Source organism: Nocardioides sp. DN36, from assembly GCF_055380375.1.
On record NZ_AP043823.1, the window covers coordinates 3030325 to 3057184 of the forward strand.

At 73.2% G+C, this 26860-nt stretch carries 24 protein-coding genes; 10 read left to right on the plus strand and 14 right to left on the minus strand.

The features are described from left to right. Positions 1-7: 7 nt before the first annotated feature. Complete coding sequence (hemE, locus tag ACZ43H_RS15390; RefSeq protein WP_464584246.1) at positions 8-1045, minus strand: uroporphyrinogen decarboxylase; 1038 nt, start codon at positions 1043-1045, stop codon at positions 8-10. Between the two features lie 69 nt (positions 1046-1114). Here hemE and ACZ43H_RS15395 point away from each other — a divergent pair, with 69 nt between their 5' ends. Together ACZ43H_RS15395 and ACZ43H_RS15400 are read left to right on the plus strand one after the other, a co-directional pair. Beyond that, complete coding sequence (locus tag ACZ43H_RS15395; RefSeq protein ID WP_464584248.1) at positions 1115-1753, plus strand: DUF3000 domain-containing protein; 639 nt, start codon at positions 1115-1117, stop codon at positions 1751-1753. A gap of 5 nt (positions 1754-1758) precedes the next feature. Further along, positions 1759-3078 carry a ribonuclease D gene (locus ACZ43H_RS15400; protein WP_464584250.1) on the plus strand — a complete coding sequence of 440 codons (1320 nt, stop codon included), beginning with the start codon at positions 1759-1761 and terminating at the stop codon, positions 3076-3078. Between the two features lie 7 nt (positions 3079-3085). On the opposite strand, the gene ACZ43H_RS15405 is transcribed toward ACZ43H_RS15400, so the two are convergent. The 5 genes from ACZ43H_RS15405 to ACZ43H_RS15425 all read right to left on the minus strand — a co-directional run bounded on the left by ACZ43H_RS15405 (position 3086) and on the right by ACZ43H_RS15425 (position 10321). Then, positions 3086-4513 (minus strand): ABC transporter substrate-binding protein, encoded by a 1428-nt coding sequence (locus ACZ43H_RS15405; RefSeq protein WP_464584252.1) that lies wholly within the window; start codon positions 4511-4513, stop codon positions 3086-3088. Between the two features lie 131 nt (positions 4514-4644). Then, a complete protein-coding gene (locus tag ACZ43H_RS15410) occupies positions 4645-5145 on the minus strand; it encodes a type II toxin-antitoxin system PemK/MazF family toxin (RefSeq protein ID WP_464584254.1) in 501 nt (166 codons plus the stop codon). Positions 5146-5369: 224 nt separating this feature from the next. Next, positions 5370-5966 carry a hypothetical protein gene (locus ACZ43H_RS15415; protein WP_464584256.1) on the minus strand — a complete coding sequence of 199 codons (597 nt, stop codon included), beginning with the start codon at positions 5964-5966 and terminating at the stop codon, positions 5370-5372. Positions 5967-6065: 99 nt separating this feature from the next. Continuing rightward, positions 6066-9953 (minus strand): ATP-dependent RNA helicase HrpA, encoded by a 3888-nt coding sequence (gene hrpA, locus ACZ43H_RS15420; RefSeq protein WP_464584258.1) that lies wholly within the window; start codon positions 9951-9953, stop codon positions 6066-6068. A gap of 71 nt (positions 9954-10024) precedes the next feature. Then, complete coding sequence (locus tag ACZ43H_RS15425; protein WP_464584260.1) at positions 10025-10321, minus strand: hypothetical protein; 297 nt, start codon at positions 10319-10321, stop codon at positions 10025-10027. Positions 10322-10462: 141 nt separating this feature from the next. Between ACZ43H_RS15425 and ACZ43H_RS15430 the strand changes: the two genes are divergently transcribed. The 3 genes from ACZ43H_RS15430 to ACZ43H_RS15440 all read left to right on the plus strand — a co-directional run bounded on the left by ACZ43H_RS15430 (position 10463) and on the right by ACZ43H_RS15440 (position 14731). Further along, complete coding sequence (locus tag ACZ43H_RS15430; RefSeq protein WP_464584262.1) at positions 10463-11173, plus strand: response regulator transcription factor; 711 nt, start codon at positions 10463-10465, stop codon at positions 11171-11173. Then, entirely contained in the window at positions 11170-12615 is a 1446-nt protein-coding gene (locus ACZ43H_RS15435) for a sensor histidine kinase (protein ID WP_464584264.1), read from the plus strand. Before ACZ43H_RS15430 ends, ACZ43H_RS15435 begins: the two co-directional genes overlap by 4 nt. Before the next feature lie 154 nt (positions 12616-12769). Continuing rightward, the gene (locus ACZ43H_RS15440) at positions 12770-14731 is read left to right on the plus strand and encodes a mannosyltransferase YkcB-related protein (protein ID WP_464584266.1); all 1962 of its coding nucleotides are present in this window, start codon (positions 12770-12772) and stop codon (positions 14729-14731) included. A gap of 11 nt (positions 14732-14742) precedes the next feature. Here ACZ43H_RS15440 and ACZ43H_RS15445 read toward each other — a convergent pair whose 3' ends face one another. Beyond that, positions 14743-15186, minus strand: coding sequence for a pyridoxamine 5'-phosphate oxidase family protein (locus ACZ43H_RS15445; RefSeq protein ID WP_464584268.1), 444 nt, complete (start codon positions 15184-15186; stop codon positions 14743-14745). Between the two features lie 40 nt (positions 15187-15226). After that, positions 15227-15859, minus strand: coding sequence for a TetR/AcrR family transcriptional regulator (locus ACZ43H_RS15450; RefSeq protein ID WP_464584269.1), 633 nt, complete (start codon positions 15857-15859; stop codon positions 15227-15229). 49 nt (positions 15860-15908) lie between these two features. Between ACZ43H_RS15450 and ACZ43H_RS15455 the strand changes: the two genes are divergently transcribed. From ACZ43H_RS15455 to ACZ43H_RS15465, 3 genes are read left to right on the plus strand one after another with little or no spacing between them, the layout of a single operon-like run. After that, positions 15909-17432 (plus strand): flavin-containing monooxygenase, encoded by a 1524-nt coding sequence (locus ACZ43H_RS15455; protein WP_464584271.1) that lies wholly within the window; start codon positions 15909-15911, stop codon positions 17430-17432. Next, positions 17429-18271: an SDR family NAD(P)-dependent oxidoreductase gene (locus ACZ43H_RS15460; RefSeq protein WP_464584273.1), complete on the plus strand. Its 843-nt coding sequence runs from the start codon at positions 17429-17431 to the stop codon at positions 18269-18271. The genes ACZ43H_RS15455 and ACZ43H_RS15460 overlap by 4 nt, the downstream gene beginning before the upstream one ends. Positions 18272-18287: 16 nt before the next feature. After that, positions 18288-18830 carry a DUF402 domain-containing protein gene (locus ACZ43H_RS15465; RefSeq protein WP_464584275.1) on the plus strand — a complete coding sequence of 181 codons (543 nt, stop codon included), beginning with the start codon at positions 18288-18290 and terminating at the stop codon, positions 18828-18830. An 18-nt stretch (positions 18831-18848) separates the two neighbouring features. Here ACZ43H_RS15465 and ACZ43H_RS15470 read toward each other — a convergent pair whose 3' ends face one another. Beyond that, positions 18849-20231: a threonine/serine exporter family protein gene (locus ACZ43H_RS15470; protein ID WP_464584277.1), complete on the minus strand. Its 1383-nt coding sequence runs from the start codon at positions 20229-20231 to the stop codon at positions 18849-18851. A gap of 42 nt (positions 20232-20273) precedes the next feature. On the opposite strand from ACZ43H_RS15470, the gene ACZ43H_RS15475 reads away from it, so the two are divergent. Further along, complete coding sequence (locus ACZ43H_RS15475) at positions 20274-21416, plus strand: glutamate--cysteine ligase (RefSeq protein ID WP_464584279.1); 1143 nt, start codon at positions 20274-20276, stop codon at positions 21414-21416. 21 nt (positions 21417-21437) lie between these two features. Here the strand turns inward: ACZ43H_RS15475 and ACZ43H_RS15480 are convergent, their stop codons facing one another. From ACZ43H_RS15480 to ACZ43H_RS15500, 5 genes are all read right to left on the minus strand, one after another. Beyond that, a complete protein-coding gene (locus tag ACZ43H_RS15480; RefSeq protein ID WP_464584281.1) occupies positions 21438-21938 on the minus strand; it encodes an SRPBCC family protein in 501 nt (166 codons plus the stop codon). Next, entirely contained in the window at positions 21935-22996 is a 1062-nt protein-coding gene (locus ACZ43H_RS15485) for a DNA polymerase IV (protein ID WP_464584283.1), read from the minus strand. Before ACZ43H_RS15485 ends, ACZ43H_RS15480 begins: the two co-directional genes overlap by 4 nt. Before the next feature lie 38 nt (positions 22997-23034). After that, on the minus strand, positions 23035-24135 hold the full coding sequence (locus ACZ43H_RS15490) for an FUSC family protein (RefSeq protein WP_464584285.1): 1101 nt from the start codon (positions 24133-24135) through the stop codon (positions 23035-23037). A 42-nt stretch (positions 24136-24177) separates the two neighbouring features. Then, positions 24178-24489 (minus strand): hypothetical protein, encoded by a 312-nt coding sequence (locus ACZ43H_RS15495; RefSeq protein ID WP_464584287.1) that lies wholly within the window; start codon positions 24487-24489, stop codon positions 24178-24180. Between the two features lie 141 nt (positions 24490-24630). After that, entirely contained in the window at positions 24631-25305 is a 675-nt protein-coding gene (locus ACZ43H_RS15500; RefSeq protein WP_464584288.1) for an HNH endonuclease family protein, read from the minus strand. Positions 25306-25447: 142 nt separating this feature from the next. Between ACZ43H_RS15500 and ACZ43H_RS15505 the strand changes: the two genes are divergently transcribed. Beyond that, positions 25448-26860 carry a WS/DGAT/MGAT family O-acyltransferase gene (locus ACZ43H_RS15505; protein WP_464584290.1) on the plus strand — a complete coding sequence of 471 codons (1413 nt, stop codon included), beginning with the start codon at positions 25448-25450 and terminating at the stop codon, positions 26858-26860.

The following is a 26860-nucleotide window of genomic DNA, read 5'->3' on the forward strand; positions in this document are numbered from 1 at the left end:
CCGCCGGTCAGAGCGGGTAGGACTGCACGAACTCCGTCAGCCGCTTGAGCTGGTCGGGGTCGGTGGAGGGGATCACGCCGTGGCCGAGGTTGAAGATGTGACCCTTCGCGGCGCGGCCGGCCTCGATGACCTCGGCGGCCCGCGCCGTCATCACCTCGGTCGGCGCGAAGACCAGCGTCGGGTCGAGGTTGCCCTGCACGCCCCGGTCGCCCACCAGCGGCAGCGCGTCGGCCAGCGGCATCCGCCAGTCGACGCCCACCACGTCGGCGCCGGCCTCGCCCATCAGCGTGAGCAGGTTGGAGGTGCCGACCCCGAAGTGGATCCGCGGCACGCCCAGCGCGCCCGCGCGCTCGAGCACGTGGGCGGAGTGGGGCATCACGTGGTCCCGGTAGTCCTGCGGCGTGAGCGCGCCGGCCCACGAGTCGAACAGCTGGACGGCGCTGGCGCCCGCGGCGACCTGCACCTCGAGGTACGCCGCGGCGATCCCGGCGATCTTGCCCATCAGGGCGTCCCAGACCTCGGGGGCGCCGAACATCATCGCCTTGGTCCTGGCGTGCTCCTTGGAGGGGCCGCCCTCGACGAGGTACGACGCCACCGTGAATGGCGCGCCCGCGAACCCGATCAGTGGGGTGCCGCCCAGCTCGCCCACCAGGCCGCGGACGGCCTCGGTGATGAACGGCACGTGTTCGGGGGTGAGGTCCGGGATCGCCTCGACGTCGGCCAGGGTGCGCACCGGCTCGGCGACCACGGGACCCACCCCGGGCTTGATGTCGAGGTCGACCCCGACGGCCTTGAGCGGCAGCACGATGTCGGAGAAGAAGATCGCGGCGTCCACGCCGTAGCGCCGGACCGGCTGCATCGTGATCTCCACGACCAGCTCGGGGTCCATGCACGACTCGAGCATGCCGACGCCCTCGCGCACCCGGAGGTACTCCGGCAGCGAGCGGCCCGCCTGGCGCATGTACCAGACCGGCGTGTGCGGCACGGGCTCGCCACGTGCGGCCTTGAGGAAGGCGCTCTCGGAGAGGTCGGGACGGCTGCTCACAGGCGAAGCCTCGCAGGTCAACCGGCGTGTTCGCACATCGAGACCGGGTCCCCGACCTACTGTGAACCCATGGTCGTCCGTCAGGAGACGCACCCGGGCACGGGTGCGGGAGCTGTTCCCCCCGAGTTCCGGGACGCCGTGGACAGCATGCACGCCGCGCGGCTGCGACCGGAGGTCTTCTGCGAGGAGATGCCGGCGCCGCAGCGGATCGCGCCGTACGCCGCGGCACTGTCCGCGGACGTCACCGTCGACGACACCGACGTCGGTACCGGCCGGATCATCCTGCTGCACGACCCCGCCGGCAACGACGCCTGGGACGGCACGTTCCGCTGCGTGGCCTACGCCCGCGCCGAGATCGACCTGGAGCTCATCACCGACCCGATGCTGGGCGCGGTGGGCTGGTCGTGGCTGACCGAGGCGCTCGACGCCCACGGCGCGACGTACGCCGCCGCCTCCGGCACCGTCACCAAGGTCGCCACCGAGAGCTTCGGCGGGATGGCCGACGAGGGCGGCACCGCCCAGCTCGAGATCCGCGCCTCCTGGTCGCCGCGGCCGAGCCCGCAGGCCGCCCCGGGCGCCCCGCTGGACATGGCGCCGCACGTCGAGGCGTGGGGCGAGCTGCTGTGCACTGCGGTGGGTCTGCCACCCGTCCCCGAGGGCGTTGCGGTGATCCCGAGCCGCCGCGGCCAGCGGGGTGCGGGACACTGACCTCCATGGTTCCCCTCGCCGACCCCTCCGACGCCGAGCCCACCGACGCCGAGACCGCGGACGAGGAGCTCCCCGCAGCTCCGGAGGAGCCTGCTCGCCCGCTGCTGCACCTGCGCGACGGCCTCCCTCCCGTCGTGGAGACCGAGGCCGCCCTGGCGGAGGTCTGCCGGGCGATCGCGGCCGGCACCGGTCCGGTGGCGATCGACGCCGAGCGCGCGTCCGGCTACCGGTACTCCTCGCGGGCCTACCTGATCCAGCTGCGCCGCGAGGGCGCCGGCACCCACCTCGTGGACCCGATCGCCTTCGAGTCCCTCGCGCCGCTCCAGGAGGTGCTCGAGGGCACCGAGTGGATCCTGCACGCCGCCACCCAGGACCTGCCCTGCCTCGCGGAGGTGGGCCTGCGGCCGAGTGCGCTGTTCGACACCGAGCTCGCCGGGCGGCTGCTGGGCTATCCGCGGGTCGGGCTCGCGACGCTGGTGGAGACCCTGCTGGGCTACCGGCTGGCCAAGGAGCACTCCGCGGTGGACTGGTCGACCCGGCCGCTCCCGGAGCCCTGGCTGGAGTACGCCGCCCTCGACGTCGAGGTCCTCGTCGAGCTGCGTGACGCCCTCGCCGCCGAGCTGGTCGCCGCGGGCAAGGACGACTGGGCCCGCCAGGAGTTCGAAGCCCTGCGCGGCTTCGAGCAGCCGGCCCGCGTCGACGCCTGGCGGCGCACCTCCGGGCTGCACCGGGTGCGCGGCCGCCGGGCCCTGGGCGCGGTCCGCGCCCTGTGGGAGACTCGCGACGAGATCGCCGAGCAGCGCGACGTGACGCCGGGCCGGATCATCCCCGACTCGGCCATCGTGGCCGCGGCGCAGGCGATGCCGACCGAGAAGGGCGCCCTGCTGCGCACCCGCGGCTTCCACGGCCGCGGCGCCGAGCGCTACGCCGGCCGGTGGATGGCGGCCCTGACCGCGGCCGGGGAGATGCCCGAGGACGACCTGCCGACCCGTTCCCCGCGTGGTGACGGGCCGCCGCTGCCGCGCGCCTGGGCCGAGAAGGACCCGGTCGCCGCTCGCCGGCTCGCGCTGGCCCGCGACGAGCTGACCCGGATCGCGGAGAGCAACAACCTGCCGGTCGAGAACCTGCTCACCCCCGACTACCTGCGGCGCACGCTGTGGACCCCGCCGCGGACCCGCGAGCCCGGCACGCTGCTGGACGAGATCGTGGCCCAGCTCGCGGCGTACGGCGCCCGCAGCTGGCAGATCGCGCTCACCGCGCCGGTCCTCACCACCGCGGTGCTGCAGGCCGACGCCGAGGCCTCGGACGGGGCGCCCGAGGCCTGAGGCCGGGCTACCCGGCGTCGGGGCTCTCGCTCCCGCTCTGCGGGTCGAGCACCGTGCGTGACTCCTCGTCGATCCGCTCGGTGATCGCGTCGAGGTCGAGCACCGGCACGGTGAACAGCTCGTCGAGGCTGCCGGCGACGGCGTTCTCGAGCTCGGGGCCGTGGTCGATCAGCGGGGGCAGGTGCACCGACCGGACGCTGGAGTTGAAGACCGCCGGGTGGGCGGGCTGCCGGCTCGGCTGCAGGAAGTTGTCGGAGGCCGCGGCCTCGAGGTTCGCGGGCACGATGTAGCCGGTCTGGGCCACCCGGTTGACCGACGCCGTCGACAGCACGCGCACCATGAAGTCCGCCGCCTCGGGGCTGCTGGCCGCGTCGGCGGAGACGCACAGCCCGGTGATGTCACCGACCGTGGCGCTGCCGCCCAGCGCCGGCATCGGCATCACGTCGAACTGCAGCCCGGGCACTTGGCGCAGCTCGGGCACCAGCGACCGGAACCCGGCGATCATGCCGAGCCTGCCGCGCTCGAACCAGGTCAGCGCCGGGGCCTTGGCGAGCTGGTCGCTGGTCAGGGTGAGGTGCGGGTCGCGCAGCACCTCGAGGGTCCGCTCGAGCGCGGCACGGGTGTCGCCGTCGGAGAAGGCCAGCGAGGTCGGGGTCTCCTCGTCGTCGAAGACCTGACCCCCGCCGGAGTAGATGAACGGCGCCAGGCCACGCAGCGTCGGGTCGATGTGGACGCCACGGGTGCCCTTGCGCGGCCGCGACGCGAACTTGGCGGCCGCCTCGAACTGGTCGAAGGTCCAGCGGCTGTTGGTGCCCGCGGGGTCCGGCGCGTCCAGGCCCTTGTCCTGCATCCGGCCGAAGTCGACGATCCGGGTGTTGTAGTAGATGACCATCGGCGAGATGGCGTACGGCATGCACTGCAGGCGGTTGTCCGCGCTGAAGGCCTGCAGCGCGTCGCGGGAGTAGCCGTCGCCGAAGTCCACGCCGCGCTCGTCGAGCATCTCGTCGACGGGCTGGGTGAGCCCCTCCTCCTGCAGCCAGGCGAGGTCGGACCGGGACACCATGAAGACGTCGGGAACCTCGGTGGAGCCGGAGCTGGAGGAACGCAGGTCCGAGACCATCGCGTCGTGGCTGGACCACGAGTGCAGCGTGACCTTGCTGCCCTCGGAGGACGCGTTGAAGGTGTCCACCACGCCCTGCAGCGCGGCGACCTCGTCGCGCGGGCCGTAGACACCGAAGCTCAGCGCCGTGCGCGGGGTGGTGGGAGTCGTGCTCTCGCTGCGCAGGGTCGGGCCGGGCTCGGCGCCGCCGCTGTCGCAGCCGGCGAGGGCCAGCGCCAGGGCCGCGGCCGTCAGCGCGGCAGGGACCCGCCGGCCGCTCCTGCGGCGTGACCGCCCGATCCGGACCGCCCCCGCTGACCTGCGCAGCACCTTCACCCGATTCCTCTCGCCCCGTGCCTGCCCGTGCCTCAGCCGCGCCGTGTCCCGGCCGCGGCTGCCGGCACTCCACCCTACCGACCGGAAGGGCACCTCCCGGTCGCTGCGGCGGTCCCCGCGCGTGGGCTCGGTCACCCGAGCGCGTGCAGCTGCCGGGCCGCGTCCAGCACCCGGTCGAACGTGGCCCGGTCCAGGGCGGCGCCCTCGCGTCGTACCGTCCCTGGGTCCAGCACCAGCAGCCGGTCGAGGCGGGCCTCGCTGGGCCGCCGCTCGCGGTCCCAGCCACCGGTGCCGACGTCCATCCACTGCCGACCCCAGCGGGCCTCGTCGGCCGCGTCACGGTCGTGGTCCTTGCTGGTGAGCATCAGGCCCAGCAGCCGCTGGCCGTCGGGAGTGCTCCGTCGTCCGACCAGCAGCACCGGCCGGTCCTTGCCCCGGCCGTCGCCCTCCTCGTAGGGCACCCACGCCCACACGACCTCGCCCGGGTCCGGACGTCCGTCGGCGCGTGGCGCGTAGCCGATCTCGTCGCGACCGCGGGGCGCACGGCGGGGTGCACGGCCAGGCGCACCGCGGGGCGCGCGGCGGCGCGTCGGTCGCAGGAGGCCGCTCAGTCGGCGGCGGAGGCTCACCATGCCCGGAGCCTAGGACACGGCCGGTGCCGTGCCGGGAGGCGAAGGTGGAGCACGCCGGACCGGGAGCGCCTCACGGCGCGTGGCCGCTCGTAGCGGCTTATTTTGGGACCCGGGGCTGCCGCGGCCCGACGTGCTCCGAGCACCAACCTTACGACGCCGCGGGCCTCACTCAAGCCACCTCGCTGAGAGTCGTCCCACACCGGCCGCCGGTGGTCTGGTCGGGGTCAGGCGAGACCGTGGCGGAGCTCGGCGTGGCCGGCGGCCTCGAGCTGCTCGGCCAGCACCAGCATCCGGCGCACCTCGGCCTCGGACGGGCCGGACAACGTCGCCCGGCCGGTCGCGACCACCCGGGCGAAGGCGGCCGCACGCAGCAGCACGTCGGCGAAGTCGCTGCCGGCGATGCCGCGCAGCACCTGGTCGACCATGGCCTTGAGCTCGTCGGGGCCGGGCGGGTCGGCCACCCCCGCCACGACCCGGGCCACCTGGGCCCGGGCCCGGCCGGCCTCGAACTCGGCGGCGACGGCGACCGGGTCGGCGTACACCCACGAGCGCAGCAGGTAGAGCCGCCACAGGCAGCCGGCCAGGGAGTCGGCCGGCGAGCCCGACCAGACCTCCGCGATCGCCTCGATGCCCTCGGTGTCGGCGAGGTGGAGCAGCCGGTCGGCGACGGCGTCGTCGTCGGCCTCCCGGGCCCCGCGCACCAGGAGGGTGGCGGCGCGGTCGGCGGCCTCGCTCACCACGGCCGGGTCGACCCCGCCGGTGATCGCCTCGAAGAAGGTGGCGCCGGGGGTCATCGGTCGGTGATGGGGTCGATCACTCACCTCGACAGGCTACTTCTCAGCCGGTTCCTGATGTTCTCAGCCGTTGCACCGGCTGAGAACATCAGGAGTCACCGGTGCACCGGTGATTCCGACAGGGCCCTACCCCAGCACCTTCCGGATCCGCTGGTCGCTCACGGCGTACGCCGTGCCGAGGTGCTGGGCCCACAGCGAGATGCGGTACTCCTCGAGCATCCACCGCGCCTGCCGCAGGTGCGCGCCCGGCGGGCGTCCGTCGGGGAGCGCCTCCACCTGGTGCAGCCAGGCGTCTTGGAGGTCACCGATCTGGTCCATCAGCTGGCGGTCCCGGTTGACCTGCCCGGGCAGCCGCTCGCGCCGGTGCTGCAGCGCGGCGAGGTACGCCGGGTAGCGGCGCAGCTGGGTCGCGCCGGCCTCGCCCACGAAGCCGCGGTGCACGAGTCGGGCGAGCTGCGCCTTCATGTCGGAGAGCGCCGGCAGCATGGTCATGTCGGCGCGGCCGCTCAGCGCCTTCTCGGCCTGCCGCCACGCGTCCAGCACCCCGATCAGGTCGGCCAGCACGGCGCGCAGGTGGGCCTCCTGGTCCCGGGCGGCCTCGGTCCGCAGCGCCGCGAACCCCTGCTCGTCGCGCACCACCGGGCGCGAGTCGACCAGGGTGCCGAGCACGGCGGCCCGGCAGTCCTCCAGGAGCTCGGCGACCGAGGGGTACGGCGATCCCGCGAGCCCCAGCTTCTGGGCGTTGTCGAGCCCGTCGAGCACCGTCTTGACCGGGGACGGCGTGGTCAGCAGCAGGAGCCGGCGGACACCGAGCCGGTGCTGCGCCTCCTGCTCCACCTCCGAGCCGAGGACGCGGAGCCCGACGGTCTCGCCCTCGTCGACGAGGCCCGGGAAGCCGCGCACCTCGTGGCCGGCCCGCTTCTGGGTGAACGACGGCTCGATGGTCCCGAAGACCCAGTCGGTCTCACCGGTCCGGGCGATGCCGCTGTCGGCGGCCACCTCGGCGATCGCCTGGGCGAAGCTCGGCCGCAGCGGCTCCTTGAGCGCCTCGAGGTCCTTGCCGCGGGCCTGCTCGCGGCCGGTGTCGTCCACGACCCGGTAGGTCGGGCGCAGGTGGTCGGGGACCTTGCTCCAGTCCCACGCGTCGCGGGGCACCACGACCCCCGTCGTGGAGCGGAAGTACCGCTCGAGGGCGTCGAGGAGGGGCTCCTCGCCCGGCGGCACGGCCGCCAGGAACTCCCGGGCCTTGTTGGGCGCGGGCACGAAGTTGACGCGCAGGTTCTTCGGCAGGCTGCGGACCAGGCTGGTGACCAGCTCCTCGCGCAGGCCCGGGACGTTCCACGAGAAGTCGTCGGCGTCGACCCGGTTCAGGGTGGCGACCGGGACGTCGATGGTGAGGCCGTCGTCGGCGGCGCCCGGCTCGAAGTGGTAGCTGATCGGGAAGGTCAGCCCCTCGCCCACCCAGGTCTCCGGGTAGTCGGCGGCCCGGATCTCCTCCGCGGTGTCGTGGGTCAGCATCTCCGGGTCGAAGGTGAGCAGCTCCGGCTGCTTCTGCCGGGCGCGCTTCCACCACTGGTCGAAGTGCGCACCGCTGACCACCTCGGCGCCCACGCGCGCGTCGTAGAAGTCGAACAGCGTGTGCTCGTCGACGACGATGTCGCGGCGGCGGGCGCGGTGCTCCAGCTCCTCGGCCTGCTCGAGCAGGGCCAGGTTCTTCTCGTAGAACTTGTGGCGTGTGTGCCACTCGCCGTACACCAGCGCGTGCCGGATGAACAGCTCGCGCGCCAGCGCCGGGTCGATCCTGCCGTAGCCGACGAGCCGGTCGGCGACCAGCGGTACGCCGTACAGCGTGACCCGCTCGTGGGCCATCACCGAGGCCCGCTTCTTGCTCCAGTGCGGCTCGCTGTAGGTGCGCTTGACCAGGTGCTCGCCGAGGCGCTCGGCCCACTCGGGCTTGATCGCGGCGTTCTGCCGGGCCCACAGCCGGCTGGTCTCGACGAGCTCGCCGGCCATCAGGAACTGCGGGTTCTTCCGGGCCAGGCCGCTGCCGGGGAAGATCGCGAACCGCGCACCGCGGGCGCCGAGGTACTCGCGCATCGGCCGACGGCCGCTGCCGCCGCGCTCCTTCTCGCGCTCCTCGAGCAGTCCGATGTGGCTCAGCAGCCCCGAGAGCAGCGCCTGGTGGATGCCGTCCGCGTCAGGGTTGTCGGCCGGGTGGCCGACGTCGATGTCCATCTCCTTGCAGACCTGGCGCAGCTGGGACTCGAAGTCCTGCCACTCGCGCACCCGCAGGTAGTTGAGGAACTCCCGTCTGCACATCCGTCGGAACGCCGAGGAGGACAGCTCGCGCTGCTGCTTCTTCAGGTAGCGCCACAGGTTGAGCCAGGTCAGGAAGTCGCTGTCCTCGGCCTTGAACCGGGCGTGCTGCTGATCGGCCTGGGCCTGCAGCTCGGCCGGACGCTCCCGCGGGTCCTGCAGCGAGAGCGCCGCCGCGATCACGATCACCTCGCGCACGCAGCCGAGCCGCTCGGCCTCGATGATCATCCGGGCCAGCCGGGGGTCGATCGGGAGCCTGGCCAGCCGACGCCCGACCCGGGTGAGGCTGCTCTTCTCGTCCGTCGAGCCCGTCGAGACCGCGCCGAGCTCCTCGAGCAGCTGGACGCCGGCGCTCACGTTGCGCTTGTCCGGCGGCTCCACGAACGGGAACCGGGCGATGTCGCCGAGCCCGAGCGAGGTCATCTGCAGGATCACCGAGGCGAGGTTGGTCCGCAGGATCTCGGGGTCGGTGAACGCCGGGCGCCCCTCGAAGTCCTCCTCGGAGTAGAGCCGGATCGCGATGCCGGCCTCGACCCGGCCGCAGCGGCCCGAGCGCTGGTTGGCCGAGGCCTGGCTGATCGGCTCGATCGGCAGCCGCTGGACCTTGGTGCGTGCCGAGTACCGGCTAATCCGGGCGACGCCGCTGTCGACGACGTACCTGATGCCCGGCACCGTCAGCGAGGTCTCGGCGACGTTGGTCGCGAGGACCACTCGGCGGCCGGTGTGCGGGGAGAAGACCTTGTGCTGCTCGGCGGCCGAGAGCCGGGAGTACAGCGGCACGACCTCGAGCCCGCCGCCCCGGGTCGACCGGGTCAGGTCGGCGAGGGCGTCGGCGGTGTCGCGGATCTCCCGCTCGCCGGGCAGGAAGACCAGGATGTCGCCGGGCCCCTCGGCCGAGAGCTCCTTGACCGCGTCGACGATCGCCTCGGTCTGGTCGCGGACGACCGTCTCCCCCTCCTCGTCCACGTCGTCGGTCCCTGAGGAGGCGAGGGACGAACCGTCTCGGAGGGCCATGAGGGGCCGGTAGCGGACCTCGACGGGGTAGGTGCGCCCGGAGACCTCGATGATCGGCGCAGGGTTCCCCCGCCGGTCCGCGAAGTGGCGCGCGAACCGCTCGGGGTCGATGGTGGCCGAGGTGATGACCAGCTTCAGGTCGGGCCGCTTCGGCAGCAGCCGTCGCAGGTAGCCGAGCAGGAAGTCGATGTTGAGGCTCCGCTCGTGGGCCTCGTCGATGATGATCGTGTCGTACCTGCGCAGCATCCGGTCGCGCTGCAGCTCGGCGAGCAGGATGCCGTCGGTCATCAGCTTGACCCGGCTCGACCGGGAGGTGCGGTCGGTGAAGCGCACCTGGTAGCCCACCAGGTCCCCGAGCTCGGTCCCGAGCTCCTCGGCGATCCGCTCGGCCACCGAGCGGGCGGCGATCCGGCGCGGCTGGGTGTGCCCGACCAGGCCGCCGCTCCAGCGGGGCTTGCCGTCCCGGCCACGCCCGGTCTGCGTACGCCGGCCACGGCCGAGCTCGAGGCAGATCTTGGGGATCTGCGTGGTCTTCCCCGACCCGGTCTCGCCGGCGATGATCACGACCTGGTGGTCGCGGATCGCGGCGGCGATGTCGTCGCGACGCTGGGTGACCGGCAGCTCGGGTGGATAGGTGATCTCCAACGGTGCCGTCTCATCGGGCGGAGCTGCGGGGCCGGACATGATGCCGGCCATTGTGCCTGTGCCGTGGTCGGCCGGGCGAACCGATTGCCCGGCCCTGCCGGGAGGCGGGCTCAGCCGTCGGAGCCGTCCTGCTGCGGCGTCGTGCTGGGCGGCAGCTGCCCCGGCACCCCGGCGGGCATCCCGCGCGTGGGTCCGCCGAGGCCGCCGGGGCCGCCGCGCATCCCGCTCTGGTCGCCGCCGTCGCTCACCGTTCCGAGGACGGCGCCACCCACGCCGCCGAGGATGACGCTGGCCAGCGCGACGGCCGTGACACCGCGCCAGCCGAGGACCCGGTCACGGAGGCCGGAGGCGCGCGCCGCGGCGGGAGCGCTCGTCGGGGCGGGGGTCTGAGGGGTCTGCTCGTCCATGGCCCCGACTCTCGTGACTGCTCCTGTGCGGATCCTGTGCTGCCTCCGTGAGCCGGCTACCGCCGCGCCCGCAGCGACACGCACAGCCTTCACACAGGAAAGCCACAGCGGAACCGGCCACCTCGACGGCAGAGTGGGGCCATGGAGCTGACACGCCCCGACGGGTCCCCCCTGCGCGTGCTCGTCGTCGACGACGAGGTCAACATCGCCGAGCTGATCTCGATGGCCCTGCGCTACGAGGGGTGGGAGGTGGCGACCGCCCACACCGGGACCAAGGCGGTGGCGGCGGCCAAGGACTTCCGCCCCGACGCGGTGGTGCTCGACATGATGCTGCCGGACTTCGACGGGCTCGAGGTGCTGCGCCGGATGCGCAGCACCGATCCCGACGTACCCGTCGTGTTCCTCACCGCCCGCGACGCGGTCGAGGACCGGGTCGCGGGCCTGACCGCGGGCGGCGACGACTACGTCACCAAGCCCTTCTCGCTGGAGGAGGTCGTGGCCCGGCTGCGGGGGCTGATGCGCCGGGCCGGGGCCCAGCAGGCGGCCACGTCGTCGGTGCTCACCGTGGGCGACCTGAGCCTCGACGAGGACAGCCACGAGGTGTTTCGCGACGGGCAGGAGATCTCGCTGACCGCGACCGAGTTCGAGCTGCTGCGCTTCCTGATGCGCAACCCGCGCCGGGTGCTGTCGAAGGCGCAGATCCTCGACCGGGTCTGGAACTACGACTTCGGCGGCCAGGCCAACGTGGTCGAGCTCTACATCTCCTACCTGCGCAAGAAGATCGACGCCGGGCGCGACCCGATGATCCACACCATGCGCGGCGCGGGCTACGTGCTGAAGCCGGCGACGTGAGGTCGCACTTCGCCTCGCTCACGTCGCGGCTGGTGCTCACCGCGGTGGCGCTGGTCGCGATCGTCTGCCTGCTGATCGCGACCGCGACGACGCTGGCGATGCGCTCCTCCCTGATGGACCGCCTCGACCGGGACGTGCGGTCGTCGGTCGCCCGGGCCGGCGACAACGACAACGACCACGACGAGGGCGGGCCGCCGCGGCCGCCGCTGGACTCGCGCTACCAGGGCCCGGGCACGTTGATCGCCTCGATCGGCAGCGGCACCGCCCGCGGCTTCGTGAACAGCGAGGAACGCGCCGGCAGCACGCCGCTGTCGACGTCCGCGCTGCGGGAGCTCTCCGCGGTGCCGACGGACGGCGACGTGCACGGGGTGAGGCTGCCCGGGTTCGGCTCCTACCGGGTGACCGTCGTGCAGACACCCGACGGCGACCGGCTGGTCACCGGCCTCCCGACCAAGAACGTGGACGCCACCGTCACCTCCCTCATCGGCTGGGAGCTGCTGCTGACCCTGCTCGGCGTCGGCGCCGCTGCGGGCGCCGGGCTCCTCGTCGTACGCCGTCAGCTGCGGCCGCTGCGCGAGGTCGCGCAGACCGCGCACACCGTGGCCGAGCTGCCGCTGGCGTCCGGCGAGATCGACCTCACCGAGCGGGTCCCCGACCACCTCACCGACGAGCGGACCGAGGTCGGCCAGGTGGGGTCGGCGCTGAACACGCTGCTCGCCCACGTCGAGTCGTCGCTGGAGGCGCGGCACCGCAGCGAGCAGCAGGTGCGGCAGTTCGTCGCGGACGCCTCCCACGAGCTGCGCACCCCGCTGACCACCATCGCCGGCTACACCGAGCTGGCGCGCCGTCGTCCGGACGATGCCGGCACGGTGGGCGCGGCCCTCGGCAAGGTCGAGGAGGAGTCGGGCCGGATGACGGCCCTGGTCGAGGACCTGCTGCTGCTCGCCCGCCTGGACGCGGGCCGACCCCTGGAACGGGAGCCGGTGGACCTGACCAGGCTGCTGCTGGAGGCGGTGTCCGACGCCCGGGTGGTGGCGCCCGACCACCGGTGGCGGCTGGAGCTGCCCGACGACGCGGTCGAGGTGACCGGTGACGACCGGCGGCTGCACCAGGTCGTGACGAACCTGCTGACCAACGCCCGCAAGTACACCCCCGCCGGCACCACCGTCACGGTGTCCGTCCGGGCGACCCCCGGCGGCGGCCGGTTCACGGTGCACGACGACGGGCCCGGCTTCCCGCCCGAGCTGGTCGAGCACGCCTTCGAGCGGTTCGCCCGCGGCGACGTCGCCCGCACCCGCGCCACCTCCGACGGCGAGGCCCCCGTCGGCGGCGCCGGCCTCGGCCTGGCCCTGGTCGAGGCCATCGTCCACGCCCACGGCGGCACCGTCTCCCTCGCCTCCTCCCCCGGCGACACCACCCTCACCGTCGATCTCCCGGGATAGTCCGGCACGTTTCTGACGGATCGGCCCTCCCGACGGATAGTCCGGCACGTTTCTGACGCGGGGCCACGTCAGAAACGTGCCGGACTATCCGTTCACAGGGGCCCCACAGGGCGGACCGACGGGGGTGCCAGACCGGGCCGACAGGCTGCGGACCATGACGACCGACACCCTCCGCGCGCCCTCCCCCACCGCTCCGCCGACACCGCGGCGACCAGCGCCGACCGCCTGGCCGTGGGAGCGGGTGGCCCTGGCCGGGCTGCTGCTCGGCACCGCGGCGCTGTACCTCTGGGGGCTGGGCAGCTCCGGGTGGGCCAACTCGTTCTACGCGGCCGCGGCGCAGGCCGGGTCGGAGTCCTGGAAGGCGTTCTTCTTCGGCTCCTCGGACGCCGCGAGCTCGATCACCGTCGACAAGACCCCGCTGTCGCTGTGGCCGATGGCGCTCTCGGTGCGTCTCTTCGGGCTCTCCTCGTGGAGCATCCTGGTGCCCCAGGCACTCGAGGGGGTGGCCGCCGTCGCGCTGCTCCACGCGGCGGTGCGGCGTACGACGGGCTCCGCGGCCGCGGGCCTGCTCGCCGGCGCGACCCTGGCGCTCACGCCCGTGGCCGTGCTGATGTTCCGCTTCGACAACCCCGACGCCCTCCTGGTGCTGCTGCTGATCGGGTCCGCCTACGCCACCCAGCGGGCGGTCGAGGCGACCCGGGCGCTCGAGGGTGGTCGACCCCTGCCGTGGCTGGCGCTGGGCGGTGCGCTGGTGGGCCTCGCGTTCCTGACCAAGATGCTGCAGGCGTTCCTGGTCCTGCCGGCGCTGGCGCTGGTGTACGTCCTGTTCGCCGCGATCCCGCTGCGCAGGCGGATCGGCCACCTGCTCGTCGCGTTCGGCTCGATGGTGCTCGCGGGCGGCTGGTGGGTCGCGATCGTCTCGCTGTGGCCGGCGTCGTCGCGTCCCTACATCGGCGGCAGCCAGGACAACTCGATCCTCGAGCTCACGCTCGGCTACAACGGCTTCGGCCGGCTCACCGGCGACGAGACCGGCTCGGTCGGCGGCAACGGCGGCTGGGGGGAGACCGGCATCCTGCGGATGTTCAACAGCGAGATCGGCGGGCAGGTCGCCTGGCTGCTGCCCGCGGCACTGGTGCTCGGCGCGGCCGGGTTGTGGTTCGCGCGGGATCTCGACCGGCCGCGTCGGGTCCAGGCGGGGCTGACCCTCTGGCTGGGCTGGCTGCTGGTCACGGCACTGACCTTCAGCTTCATGGCCGGGATCTTCCACGCCTACTACACCGTGGCGCTCGCGCCCGCGATCGCGGCGCTGGTCGCGATCGGCGCCCACACCCTGTGGCGCAACCGCGGCTCCCTCGTCGCGTCGGGCCTGCTGGCCCTCGCCGTCGCGTGCACGACCGCGCTCGCGTTCGTCCTCCTCGACCGGGCCGGCGACTGGCACCCGTGGCTGAAGTACGTCGTCGCGACGCTCGGCTTCGCCGCCGCCCTGATGCTCGCCGGCGTCCGGCACCTGCCGCGGCAGGCCGGCCGTGCGGTGGCGGTGACTGCGCTCGTGGCCGCAATGGCCGGCCCCACGGCGTACTCCCTCGCGACCGCGGCCACCCCGCACACCGGCTCGATCCCCACCGCCGGGCCGAGCGGCCAGGGCGGCCCCGGCGGCATGGGTGGACCCGGCGGCATGGGCATGCCCGGCGGGATGGGCACGACCGGCGGGGCGGCCACGACCGGCGGCTCGAGCGCCGGCGGGCTGCTGACCGGCAGCACCGCGGGCGGCGAGCTGACCGCCCTGCTCCGCACCGACGCGGACGCCTACACGTGGGTCGCGGCCGCGGTCGGGTCCAACTCCGCCGCGGGCTACCAGCTGGCGAGCGAGGAGCCCGTGATGGCGATCGGCGGCTTCAACGGCAGCGATCCCAGCCCGACGCTGGAGGAGTTCCAGACCTACGTGGCCGACGGCGAGGTGCACTGGTTCATCGCCGGCGGCGGCACGGGCGGGACGGGTGGTCCGAGCGCGAGCGGCAGCTCCTCGACCGACATCGCGGCCTGGGTGGCGGCCAACTTCGAGGCTCAGACCGTGGACGGGGTGACGGTCTACGACCTGTCCAGCGGGGTCCAGTAGTCCCAGGACAGTCAGTAGCCGCGGCCGCGGCCGCTGACCACGGGGTGGGGCCAGTGCTGGCCACCGACCCGGCGGCCGGTGAGCTCGCGCCACTCCAGCCGCAGCCACAGCGGCCGGACGCCACCCGCCCAGGGCTCGGGCCCGGGGCCGGTGCGGTGCCAGCTGCCGGCGTTCGGCTCCTCGAGCCGCTCGCAGACGCCGTGCGCGACCACGCTCCAGCCGCGCCGCCGCTCACCGTCGAGCTGGTCGATCTCGAAGGCGATCTCGTGGCCGGGGGCGTACACCCCCAGCTCGCTGTACGCCGTGGTCCGCATCTCGATCGCGTCCTCGTGCAGGGCGTAGTTCACCGGCACCAGCCGCGGGCCGGCGGGCGTCACGAAGGCGACCCGGCCGACGGTGTCCGTCCCGAGCAGGTCGCGGCACTCCGCCACCGACAGCTCGACGAGCTCGTCCATGTCCCCAGTATCCCCCCGCGCCGGTGGACACGAGCGATCCTCAGGGCAGGACCTCCACCAGGGCCGGCAGCGACGCGGCGATCACCGCCAGCAGCTCCTCGCGGGTGACCCCGGCAGGATCCCGCACCCAGGTCAGGACGAGCTCCTCGGTCATCGCCGCCCACCCGCGCACGACCAGCCGGGTCGCGGGCGTGTCCGGGACGATCGTCCCCTGCGCGTCCTCCCGGAAGATCCGGTCGGTCAGCGCCGAGCGGGCCTCGTCGTAGATCTCGCGCAGCGTGTCGTTGCCGCTCGCCGCGCCCTTGACCAGCGAGAGGTACCCCTCGTGGTTGGCCACCACGTAGTCGAGGTAGGCGGTCACCGAGGTCAGCAGACGCTCCAGCGGCTCACCGTCCACCGGCGGCGCGGTCTGGGCGATCAGGTCGTCCGCGGCCCGGCGTACGACGGCCTGGTGGAAGGCGTGCTTGTTGCCGAAGTAGTGGTAGAGCAGCCCCCGGGAGATGCCCGCCTCCTCGGCCAGCAGGTCGATCGACAGCTCGTCGAGGGAGCGGGTGGCGAGCAGGCGTACGCCGAGGTCGAGCAGCTGCGACCGGCGCTGGTCCGGGCTGAGCCGGGTGCGCGCGGCCCCGGCGTCGCGCGGGGCGGGAGCGTCGGAGGGTGTGTCGGCCGTCACGCAGGACATTCTATTGACACTTGTTCAATAACGCCAATACCGTCGGGCCATGACTTCCACGGGGCACGTGAAGCACCTCGTCGTGGGCGCCGGGTTCGCCGGCCTGTGCGCGGCGATCAAGCTGGCCGAGGACGGCGAGGACGACTTCCTGGTCATCGAGAAGGGCGGCGACGTCGGCGGCACCTGGCGCGACAACACCTACCCCGGCGCGGCCTGCGACGTGCCGAGCCAGCTCTACTCCTTCTCGTTCGCCCCCAACCCCGACTGGTCGATGTCCTTCTCCCCCCAGCCGGAGATCCAGGCCTACCTCCGGCGCGTCGCCGAGGAGTCCGGCACCCTCGACCGGTTCCGGTTCCACACCACCCTGGAGTCCGCTGCCTGGGACGACGAGGCCCAGGTCTGGCGCACCGAGATCGCCGACGCCGGCGGCCGGACCACGATCACGTCGAGCACGCTCGTGCTCGGCGCGGGTGGGCTCTCCGAGCCGCGGCTGCCCGACATCGACGGGATCGGCGACTTCCGGGGCGAGCTCTTCCACTCCGCCCGCTGGGACCACGACGTCGACCTCGCCGGCAAGCGGGTCGCGGTCATCGGCACCGGCGCGTCCGCCATCCAGATCGTCCCCGAGATCCAGGAGCGGGTCGGGCACCTCGACCTCTACCAGCGCACCGCGCCGTACGTCCTCCCCCGCAACGACCGCAGGTACGGCCGCCTCGAGAAGCTCGCGCTGCGCCACGTGCCGGGCCTGCAGAAGCTCTACCGGACCGCGATCTACTGGGGCCGGGAGACCTACGTCCCCGGCTTCACCCTGCAGCCGAAGCTGGCGCTGCCCGCGAAGAAGATGGCGCTGGCCAACCTCGCCAAGGGCGTGTCGGACCCGGCGCTGCGGGAGAAGCTCACGCCGACGTTCGAGATCGGCTGCAAGCGGATCCTGATCTCCAACACCTACTACCCCGCGCTGGACTCCGACAACGTCGAGGTCGTCACCGACCGGATCAGCAGGGTCACCGCCGAGGCCGTCGTCACCGAGGATGGGGTCGAGCGCCCGGTCGACGTGATCGTCGTGGCCACCGGCTTCTTCACCACCGAGCTTCCGATCACCGAGCACATCACCGGCCGCGAGGGCCGGACCCTGGCCGCGCAGTGGCGCGAGAGCGGCATGGCCGCCTACAAGGGCACCACCGTGGCGGGCTTCCCCAACCTGTTCATGCTGGTCGGCCCGAACACCGGGCTCGGCCACTCGAGCATGGTCTTCATCATCGAGTCGCAGGTGGAGTACCTCCGCGACGCGATCCGCACGATGGATGCGCACCGGTACGCCGCCGTGGAGCCCACCCCGAGCGCCACCCGGGAGTGGAACGCCGACCTGCAGCGCCGGATGAGGAGGACCGTGTGGAGCACCGGGGGATGCTCGAGCTGGTACATGGACGACCACGGACGCAACACCACCCTGTGGCCACGCTCGACGTTCGCGTTCCGCGGGCTGCTGTCCCGCTTCGACGTGGCGGCGTACGACGTGACCGCACCCCGCACCACCACCCGCCCCCGCCAGACCGAGGAAGTGACCGCATGAAGACCCTCGAGGACAAGGTGGTCGTGATCACCGGAGCCGGCTCCGGCATCGGTCGCGCGCTCGCCGTCAACACCGCCCGCCGTGGCGCCCTGCTCGCCCTCTCCGACGTCGACGAGGCGGGGCTGGCCCGGACCGTCGAGCTCGCCGCCACCGCCGGCGCGCGCGAGGTGCGCAGCGACCGCCTCGACGTCGCCGACCGCGCCGCCTTCGCGGCGTACGCCGCTGCCGTCGCCGAGCAGTTCGGCCGGGTCAACGTCGTCATCAACAACGCCGGCGTCGCGCTGGCCGGTGACCTCGTCGACCTGACCTACGAGGACATGGACTGGATCGTGGGGGTCAACTTCTGGGGCGTCGTGCACGGCACCAAGGAGTTCCTGCCGCACCTGATCGCCTCCGGCGACGGCCACGTCGTGAACCTCTCCTCGCTCTTCGGGTTGATCTCGATGCCGGGCCAGAGCGCCTACAACGCGACCAAGTACGCCGTGCGCGGGCTGACCGAGGCACTGCGCGAGGAGATGCTGATCGCCGGTCACGCGGTCGGCGTGACCGCCGTGCACCCCGGCGGCATCAAGACCGCGATCGCCCGCAACGCGCGGGTCTCGGCCCGCGAGGACAAGGAGGCGACCGCGCGGCTCTTCGACGAGAAGCTCGCGAAGATGACCCCCGAGCGCGCCGCCGAGATCATCGTGAAGGGCATCCTGGGCAACAAGGCCCGGGTGCTGGTGGGGCTCGACGCGCACGCGCTGCACCACCTCGCGAAGCTCACCGGCTCGCGCTACCAGGACATCATCGCCACCGTCAGCCAGAAGGTCGTGCCGCCGAAGGCGACCATCGTCTGAGTGGTAGAACCGGCGTGTGACGCCTGTTGACCGCCCGGCCCCGGGTGCCGCCGTCCGGATGGTGATGACCAAGTGGGGCGACCGCCCGCACTGGGAGTTCGACGCCGTGCTGCTCGGCTCGGACGAGCACGGTGACTGGGTCGGCATCCCCGGCGGCACCCACATGTCGCGGCCGGGTGCCGACTACGTCGCGCCCGTCGACCAGGTCGGCCTGGTGCCCGCGCCCGGTCCCGACCACGAGCGCGGCTGGCTGGCGACCTTCCACGCGGTCGGCGGACCGGTCCAGGTCTACGTCGACATGACCACGCCGCCGGCGTGGGACGGGCCGGTGCTGCGCGCGGTCGACCTCGACCTCGACGTGGTGCGCGGGACCACCGGCCGGGTGTGGGTCGACGACGAGGACGAGTTCGCCGAGCACCGGGTCCGGTTCGGCTACCCCGAGGAGATCGCCCGGCTCGCGATGCGGTCCTGCGACCGGGTCCAGGCCGCGGTCTCGGCCGGGCACGCGCCGTACGACGGCAGCAGCGCGGCGTGGCTCGCGGTGCTCGCGTCCCGGTGACGCCGCCCTGGTGGACCCTCAGTCCTCGACCAGGGCTCCGGTCGCGCCCTGGGCGTCCCGGCGGGCCTCCCGGCGCGCCTTGCGGCTGGTCCGCACCTTGAGCGGGCCGACCAGGCGGGGGCCGGCGAGCCGGCTCTCCAGCTTCTGGGCCTCGCGCTTGAGCGGCTGGGCGACGTACTCCCCCAGGATCACGCCGGAGGCGAGCGCGGTCGCGACCGAGGCCGCGGTCACCATCGCGAGCAGCCCCTCGGAGGTCGAGGTGGAGCTGTCGCCCTCGGCCAGCAGCGAGAGCCCCCGGTAGATCGAGAGACCGGGGAGCAGCGGCACCACCGCCGACACCACGACGACCAGCGGCGGCACCCGCAGCCGCCCCGCGACGGTGTAGCTGACCAGACCGATGAAGAACGCCGCCAGGGCGGTCGGCCACGTCCGCCCGGCGTCCTGCAGGGCGAGGGTCTGGGAGATGACCATGGCGAGTGCGGCGATGCCGGCGATCGGCACGATGATGCGACGCGGCGCGTAGGAGGAGAACGCGAACGCCCCGGCACAGATCGCGCCACCCAGCGCCATCATCGAGACCGCCTTGACGCTGCCGCCGGCGCCGGGGTCGAGTCGGCCGATCTCCACCCCGAACAGGCCGGCCAGGGTCAGGCCGCCGCTGACGCCGGCAATGATGCCGGAGGTCGCCAGCAGCGCTTCGGTGAGCCGGGCCCCGCCGGTGACGTAGAAGCCGGAGAGCGCGTCCTGCAGCGCACCCATGAACCCGATCCCGGCCAGCAGCATGACGATGTTCGCGGTGACGACCAGCGAAGGGTCGTCGACCAGCCCGGTGGCGGCCGCGAGGGCGGCCAGGATCGTCGCGATGCCACCGCCGGCGACCTGCTGGTAGAAGAACGGCAGCCGGCGTCGCGACATCAGCAGCTGCGACCGGTCGATGCACACCGCGGCGGCGAACGCGATCGCCACGACCGTCGCCGTGCCCCCGAGCTGCAGGCCGACGCCGGCGCACATCACGCCCCAGCCGAGCGTGACCACCCAGCGCGGGGTGGCGTGGCCCGAGGAGACGATCCGGGCCAGCGTGGCGCGGGCCTCCATCAGGTCGACCCGGTCCGACAGCACGTCGCGGACCAGGTGGTCGACCAGGGTCAGGTCCTCGTAGTCGATGTCGCGCTGCTTGACCTGCCGGATCTGGATGAGCGGCGGGTCCTCGGGACTGGGCTGGTAGGTCATCGACAGCGAGGTGAAGGTGACGTCGATGTCGGGGTGCCGGACGTCGAGGTGCCAGGCCAGCGCCCGCATGGTCGCGGTGACGTCGGCGGCCCCCGCTCCGGAGGAGAGGAGCATCTCGCCGACCCTGAGGCAGAAGTCCAGCGTCAGGTTCAGTGCACGAGCCTCCAGCATGGGGACAATGCTGGCAGGGCGCAGATGTGCTTCGCTGTCCGGGTGCGCATCGACTTCCGGGGCTCCCCCGAGCCGACGATCGGTGTCGAGTGGGAGCTGGCTCTCGTCGACAGGTCCAGCCGTGACCTGAGCAACACCGCCGCCGACCTGTTCGCCGCTGCGGGGCCCCGGCTGGCCGACGAGGGACGGCTGCACAAGGAGCTGCTGCGCAACACCGTCGAGATCGTGACCGGTGTCTGCGGCACGGTGGGTCAGGCGATGACCGACCTGCGCCGCACCCTCGAGACGGTGGTGCCGGTGGCCGACCGGCTCGGGGTCGACCTGTACGGCGGGGGCACCCACCCGTTCGCGTCGTGGACCCGCCAGCAGCTCACCGAGGGGCACCGCTACGAGGAGCTGATCAACCGCACGCAGTGGTGGGGTCGCCAGATGCTGATCTGGGGCGTCCACGTCCACGTCGGCCTGCCGGACAAGGAGCGGGTGATGCCGGTGCTCTCCTCGCTGCTGAACCACTACCCGCACCTGCTGGCCCTCTCCGCCTCCTCGCCGATCTGGGCCGGGGTCGACACCGGCTACGCCTCCAACCGGGCGCTGATGTTCCAGCAGCTGCCCACGGCCGGCCTGCCGTTCCAGTTCGAGCGGTGGTCGGAGTTCGAGGCGTTCGCCTCCGACCAGCTGGTCACCGGGGTGATCGAGGAGCTCTCCGAGATCCGGTGGGACGTGCGCCCGGCCAGCCACCTGGGCACCCTGGAGAACCGCGTCTGCGACGGCATCTCCGACTTCGACGACCTGGCCGCCCTGGTGGCGCTCATGCACTGCCTGGTGGTGGACCTCGACACCCGTGCGGCTGCCGGCGAGCAGCTGCCCACGATGCCGCCGTGGCACGTGCAGGAGAACAAGTGGCGGGCGGCCCGCTACGGCCTGGACGCCATCGTCGTCCTCGACGCCGCGTCGGACGAGCGGCTGGTCACCGAAGACCTCGCCGACCTGCTGGTGCGCCTGGAGCCGGTGGCCGACCGGCTGGGCTGCTCCGCCGAGCTGGCCGGGGTGGCCGACATCCCGCAGCGCGGTGCGTCGTACCAGCGGCAGCGCGCGGTCGCCGAGCGGACCGGGGGCGACCTGGTGGCTGTCGTCGACTCGGTCGTCCGCGAGCTGCGCGACGGCCTCGGCCGGGACGGCGGCTGACGTCGCCTAGCCGGCCTCGGGTCAACCCGGGTGCCGCTCGGCGAGCCGCTTGAGCGTGAGCAGCTGGCGACGCGCCATCACGAGGTCGCCCGCCGAGACGGCGGGAGCCAGCCAGCGGTGGGAGCCCATGACCACCTTGAGCAGCAGCCTGGTGGTGTGGTCGTCGACGGGGACGAGCACGTAGGACATCACCGCACCCAGGATGCGACCGGTGTAGTGCACGCCGGGCTCGACCTCCAGCAGGCGACCCGCCGGACGGCCCGCGGTGGTGGTGAACCGGTCACCGGGCGCGGGTGCCGGCCCGTCGACCAGACGGCGTGGCGAGCGGCGCCCAAGGTTGTCGATCCAGTCGTAGGAGTACGGCGCCCACCGGATCTGGACGACCCAGTCCCACACCGCGGCCGGGGCCGCGTGCACGGTGACGCCCCGCCAGGCCTGCAGCGTCGGCGCGGCCACGAACCCGTCGCACGGGTAGACACGGGCGACCTCCTCCTCGGTCACTCCCCACCGGTCGCCGATCACGTGCCCGCCTCCGTCATCTCCAGCCGGACCCCGAGCAGGCGCACGGCGCGGTCGTGGTCGACCCGGTCCAGCAGCGAGACCGCCGCGTCGGCGAGCACGTCGGGGTCGTTGGTCGGCTCCGGCAGGGTGAGGCTGCGGGTGAGGGTGGTGAACGGGCGGAACCGGACCTTGATCCCCACCCGGGCCGCCGGCCGGCCCTCGCGGTCGATGTCGGCGACCACCCGCCGGGTGAGGCCGCGCACCTCGGCCGCGATCTGCTCCCAGTCCTCCAGGTCGACCTGGTAGGTCTCCTCACGACCATGCGCCCGCGGCACCCACGGGGTGGCGTCGACCGGGCTGGAGTCCTCGCCGCGGCCGAGCCGGTGGTACCACGGCCCCATCGTCGGGCCGAGCTCCGCCGCGAGCACCCGCGCGTCCGAGGCCGCGAGCTGGGCGACGGTGTCGATCCCGAGGGCGGCCAGCTTCTTGGCGGTCTTGCGACCGATGCCCCACAGCGCGTCGGTCGGCCGGTCCCCCATCACCTCGAACCAGGTGTCGGCCGTCAGCCGGCCCACCCCGCGGGGCTTGCCGAAGTCGGTGGCGATCTTGGCGCGCAGCTTGTTGTCGCCGATCCCCACCGAGCAGTGCAGCCCGGTCGCCTCGAGGACGCGGGCCCGGATCAGGTCGGCCAGCTCGTGGGGGTCGCCCTGGTCGGGGGACCCACCCCCCTCCCCCTCCCCGGCCGCCACGAACGCCTCGTCCCAGCCGAGCACCTCCACGACCAGCGGCGCTCCTCGCCAGGTCAGGGACCGCAGCGTCTCCATGACCTCGTGGGAGGCGGCGTCGTACGCCGCGTGGTCCGCGGGCAGGAACACGGCGTCCGGGCACTTGCGCTGGGCCAGCCGCAGCGGCATCCCCGACCCCACCCCGTGCTCACGCGCTTCGTACGACGCCGTCGCGACCACGCCCCGCTCGGTCGGGTCACCACGACCACCCACGACCACCGGCAGGCCGGCGAGCTCGGGCCGGCGCAGCACCTCGACCGCGGCGATGAACTGGTCGAGGTCGACGTGCAGCACCCACCGCCGGACAGTCGGGCCCCCGGCCCCGGTCCCGGTCATCGCGGTGGCGGGGGCAGGGCGTCGGTGGACTCCAGCTGGTCGAGACCGGTGAGCATCAGCAGGTCGACGACCACGGAGCGGATCTGGGCCAGCACCACCTCGGCGGTCAGCTGGTCGGTGCGCTCGACCTGCCCCGTCGCGTTGCCGACCGCGAGCAGCGCCGGGCGGGCCCCGACCGCCATCTGGTCCGCACTGAGCTCGGCGGCGACCACGTCGGCGGCATCGGCCAGGTCCAGGGCCAGCAGCGAGTAGGAGCCGGGCACCGGGCGCCGGTGGTAAGCGGCCACCGCCGTCTGGCGCACCAGCACCCGGGTGCTGCGCAGCGCCCGGTCCAGCGGGTCGACCAGCTCCACCATCCGGCGCAGGTTGCCCTTGTGCCGGACCCGGAACGGCGAGGACGCCACCACCGAGAGCCCCTCGTCGGCGGCGTCCTGCAGCTCCCGGATCAGGTGGTCGGTCGAGCGTGCGTCGGCGAGCAGCGCGAGCGCCCGCTCGACCTCGCCGTCCACCATGACCTCGCCCGCCGCCCGCAGCAGCGCCGCGATCTTGCGCATCACCACGGCGGCCTGCTCCCGGGGTCGGCGCAGTGGCGCGGCCGGGACCACGGTGGCCGCGACCAGCGCCACGGCGCCACCCACCAGCGCGTCGGTCCACCGGGTCAGCGCGGCCCCGGGGTCGGGGATCAGGGTGGCGACCACGATCGACTGGACGGCCGCCTGGGTGACGAACAGCTGGCCCCCGTCGAGCAGGAACGCCGTCGACATCGCCAGCGCGACGATCAGCGACAGCTGCCACCACCCCTGCCCCAGCCAGGCGACCAGCAGGTCGGCGAGGAAGACCCCGACGGCCACGCCGATGGTCACCTCCACCACCCTGCGCAGCCGCTGGCCGTAGGAGGTGCCGAGGCTGACCACCGCGGCGATCGGCGCGAAGAACGGCGTGTCGTGGTGCAGCAGGTCCGAGGCGACCAGCCACGCCGCGCCCGCCGCGAGGGAGCACTGCGCTATCTGCCAGCGCTTGGACTCCCACCGTCGGACGCGTGCCCGCAGGGAGGTGCGACCACGACTCCACAAGCGGTCGAGTGGTCCGGCCTCCATGGCGGAGATCCTGCCACGCGGGCGGCCTCGCGCGGGCTCGCCCTACTGGGCGTGGGCGTAGTCGAGCGCGCGCTTGAGCCGGCCCATGCTGCGGTACCAGACCCGGACCTGCGTCCGGCAGCGGACGACGGAGACGTGGTGGCGGTACTCCTCGCACTCGGCCCGGGCCTCGGAGAGGGTCGGCGGGTAGTCGGTGCTGCCGTCGTAGTGCTCGACGGTGAAGCCGTTGTCGGCGTCGCCGCTGACGTCGACGATCGTGCCGGGCCCGGGCGGGTCCCCGACGGCGGCCCAGGCGGCCCCTCCTCCGGTGACGAGGGCGACGACGACGGCCCCGACGGCGATGAGGTTCTTCATGTGCTGCTCCTGCAGGTCAGACGCCGGCGAGTTCCGGCGTACGCAGGACGCTAGGAGCGCGCGGGGACCGGGCCCTGAGGTCGCGGACGGACCTGTGGACGAGCAGGGCCGTCGCCGCGCCTGTGGACGGCAGGTGGACCGTCAGCGGGCGAGCTCGACCGTGATCGTCGTGTTCGTGCAGTCGGCGGCGAGGGAGGCCAGGGCATCCTTCTCGCCGCGGTCGACGCTCAGCCGCCACCGGTGCTTGACCGCGACCCATTCGCGCACGTACCGGCAGGTGCCGTGCTCGGGCATCCACTCGTCGGGGTCCTGGTCGCCCTTGGACTGGTTGACGCTGTCGGTGACCCCCACCAGCGTGCGTCCGTCGCCGAGGTCGTTGGCGTAGGCCTGACGGGTCTTCGTCCTCCAGCGACGCGCCCCCGAGTCCCAGGCCTCCGCGAGCGGCACCATGTGGTCGATGTCGATGCGCCCTGGGTCGGTCCACGACACCCGGTCGTAGTAGGAGAACCACCGGCCGCCGCTGAGCGAGCAGCCGTCCCCGACGGTGACCGGGTCGTCGGCCTCGGCGATCAGCACCTCGTCGCGGGTGCTGCACCCGTCGCCGTCGGCGTCGACCCAGTGCGGGAACAGGTCCCGGTCGTAGCCGGTGCGGACCTCCGACGCGACGCGCAGGTCACTGACGGCGCGCCGCAGGGGCGCCGAGTAGCTGTCCGCCGAGGCCGCGGCAGGCATGCCGAGCGCGCCGACGACCAGACCCGCCACGACCAGCAGGCGGCGGAGCAGGCCACGGGAGCGATCAGGTCCGAGGGTCGCCATGTCCAGCATCGTACGGAGGAACCCGCCCGGCCGCTCGGCACGCACCGGGACCGGCCACGTCACCGGTGTCACGACGTCCTGCCCTTGTGGCGACCGCCACCACCGGCAAGGATCGGACGCCACGACCAGAAACGGGGTAAGCGTGGTCTCACCGATCGATCCGACGTCGACAGCCTTCCTCCTCGCCGAGAACCGCAGCCAGCCCATGCACGTGGGAGGTCTCCAGCTCTTCGAGAAGCCGGAGGGTGCCGGGCGCGGCTACGTGCGCGAGATGTTCGAGCAGATGCGTGACGTCGAGGAGATCTCGCCCCTCTTCATCAAGCACCCCAAGCGGTCGCTGAGGACGGCCGGCCAGCTGGTGTGGGAGAACGACGCGCAGTTCGACATCGAGCACCACGTGCGTCACAGCGCGCTGCCGAAGCCCGGCCGGGTGCGCGAGCTGCTCGAGCTCTGCGGCCGCCTGCACGGCACCCGGCTGGCGTGGGAGCGCCCGCTGTGGGAGGCGCACGTCATCGAGGGGCTGCGCGACGGCCGGGTGGCGATGTACACCAAGACCCACCACGCCCTCGTCGACGGCGTCTCGGCGATGCGGCTGATCCAGAGCGTGCTCACGACCGACCCGGAGAAGCGCGGCATGCCCGCGCCGTGGGGGGCCCGGCCGGCCCGCGCCCCCCGCGCCCAGGAGAGCTCCCAGGAACCAGCGCACCACGACCTGGCCCAGGTGCCGCTCGCGGCGTTCCGGACGGCCCTCGGCATCACCGCGGAGGCCGCCGGCCTGCCCGGCGCCCTGGTGCGGACGCTGAACAAGAGCGTCCGCAACGAGACCTCGTCGCTGTCGCTCTACGCCCCGCGCACGATGTTCAACACCAGCATCACCGGCTCTCGCCGCTTCGCCGCGCAGGACTGGCCGATCGAACGGCTCCGCGCCATCGGCAGGGCCTCCGGCGCCACGCTGAACGACGTCGTGCTGGCGATGTGCGCCGGCGCGGTGCGCACCTACCTGCTCGAGCTCGGCGCCCTCCCGGACACCCCGCTGGTGGCGATGGTGCCGGTCGGGCTGAACGCCAAGCAGTCGCAGCTGGCCTCCACCGAGGGCGGCAACGCCGTCGGCGCGGTGATGTGCAAGCTCGGCACCGACCTCGCGGACCCGGCCGAGCGCCTCGCCGCCATCCACCTCTCGATGGTGGACGGCAAGCGGGCCCTCTCCAGCATGACCCCGATGCAGATCCTGGCGATGAGTGCCCTCGGCCAGGCGCCGGCCATCCTGCCGCCGCTGCTGAAGATGCAGGGCATCGTGCGGCCGCCGTACAACCTGATCATCAGCAACGTGCCCGGGCCGCGGACCACCCACTACTGGAACGGCGCGAAGCTGGTCGGGCAGTACCCGCTCTCGATCCCCATCAACGGGATGGCGCTCAACATCACCTGCACGTCGTACGACGGCAACATGGGCTTCGGCCTGACCGGCTGCCGGCGCACCGTGCCGCACCTGCAGCGGCTGCTGACGCACCTCGACGACGAGGTGACGGCGCTGGAGAAGGCGGTCGGCGCCTGA

What these genes read in the sequence shown, in the direction of transcription:
- ACZ43H_RS15400 (WP_464584250.1), top strand. Translation starts at nt 1,759, where the DNA reads ATGGTTCCCCTCGCCGACCCCTCCGACGCCGAGCCCACCGACGCCGAG.
- ACZ43H_RS15425 (WP_464584260.1), bottom strand. Translation starts at nt 10,321, where the DNA reads ATGGACGAGCAGACCCCTCAGACCCCCGCCCCGACGAGCGCTCCCGCC.
- hrpA (WP_464584258.1), bottom strand. Translation starts at nt 9,953, where the DNA reads ATGTCCGGCCCCGCAGCTCCGCCCGATGAGACGGCACCGTTGGAGATC.
- ACZ43H_RS15495 (WP_464584287.1), bottom strand. Translation starts at nt 24,489, where the DNA reads ATGAAGAACCTCATCGCCGTCGGGGCCGTCGTCGTCGCCCTCGTCACC.
- ACZ43H_RS15430 (WP_464584262.1), top strand. Translation starts at nt 10,463, where the DNA reads ATGGAGCTGACACGCCCCGACGGGTCCCCCCTGCGCGTGCTCGTCGTC.
- ACZ43H_RS15455 (WP_464584271.1), top strand. Translation starts at nt 15,909, where the DNA reads ATGACTTCCACGGGGCACGTGAAGCACCTCGTCGTGGGCGCCGGGTTC.
- ACZ43H_RS15500 (WP_464584288.1), bottom strand. Translation starts at nt 25,305, where the DNA reads ATGGCGACCCTCGGACCTGATCGCTCCCGTGGCCTGCTCCGCCGCCTG.
- ACZ43H_RS15445 (WP_464584268.1), bottom strand. Translation starts at nt 15,186, where the DNA reads ATGGACGAGCTCGTCGAGCTGTCGGTGGCGGAGTGCCGCGACCTGCTC.
- ACZ43H_RS15470 (WP_464584277.1), bottom strand. Translation starts at nt 20,231, where the DNA reads ATGCTGGAGGCTCGTGCACTGAACCTGACGCTGGACTTCTGCCTCAGG.
- ACZ43H_RS15395 (WP_464584248.1), top strand. Translation starts at nt 1,115, where the DNA reads ATGGTCGTCCGTCAGGAGACGCACCCGGGCACGGGTGCGGGAGCTGTT.
- ACZ43H_RS15460 (WP_464584273.1), top strand. Translation starts at nt 17,429, where the DNA reads ATGAAGACCCTCGAGGACAAGGTGGTCGTGATCACCGGAGCCGGCTCC.
- ACZ43H_RS15410 (WP_464584254.1), bottom strand. Translation starts at nt 5,145, where the DNA reads ATGGTGAGCCTCCGCCGCCGACTGAGCGGCCTCCTGCGACCGACGCGC.
- ACZ43H_RS15490 (WP_464584285.1), bottom strand. Translation starts at nt 24,135, where the DNA reads ATGGAGGCCGGACCACTCGACCGCTTGTGGAGTCGTGGTCGCACCTCC.
- ACZ43H_RS15440 (WP_464584266.1), top strand. Translation starts at nt 12,770, where the DNA reads ATGACGACCGACACCCTCCGCGCGCCCTCCCCCACCGCTCCGCCGACA.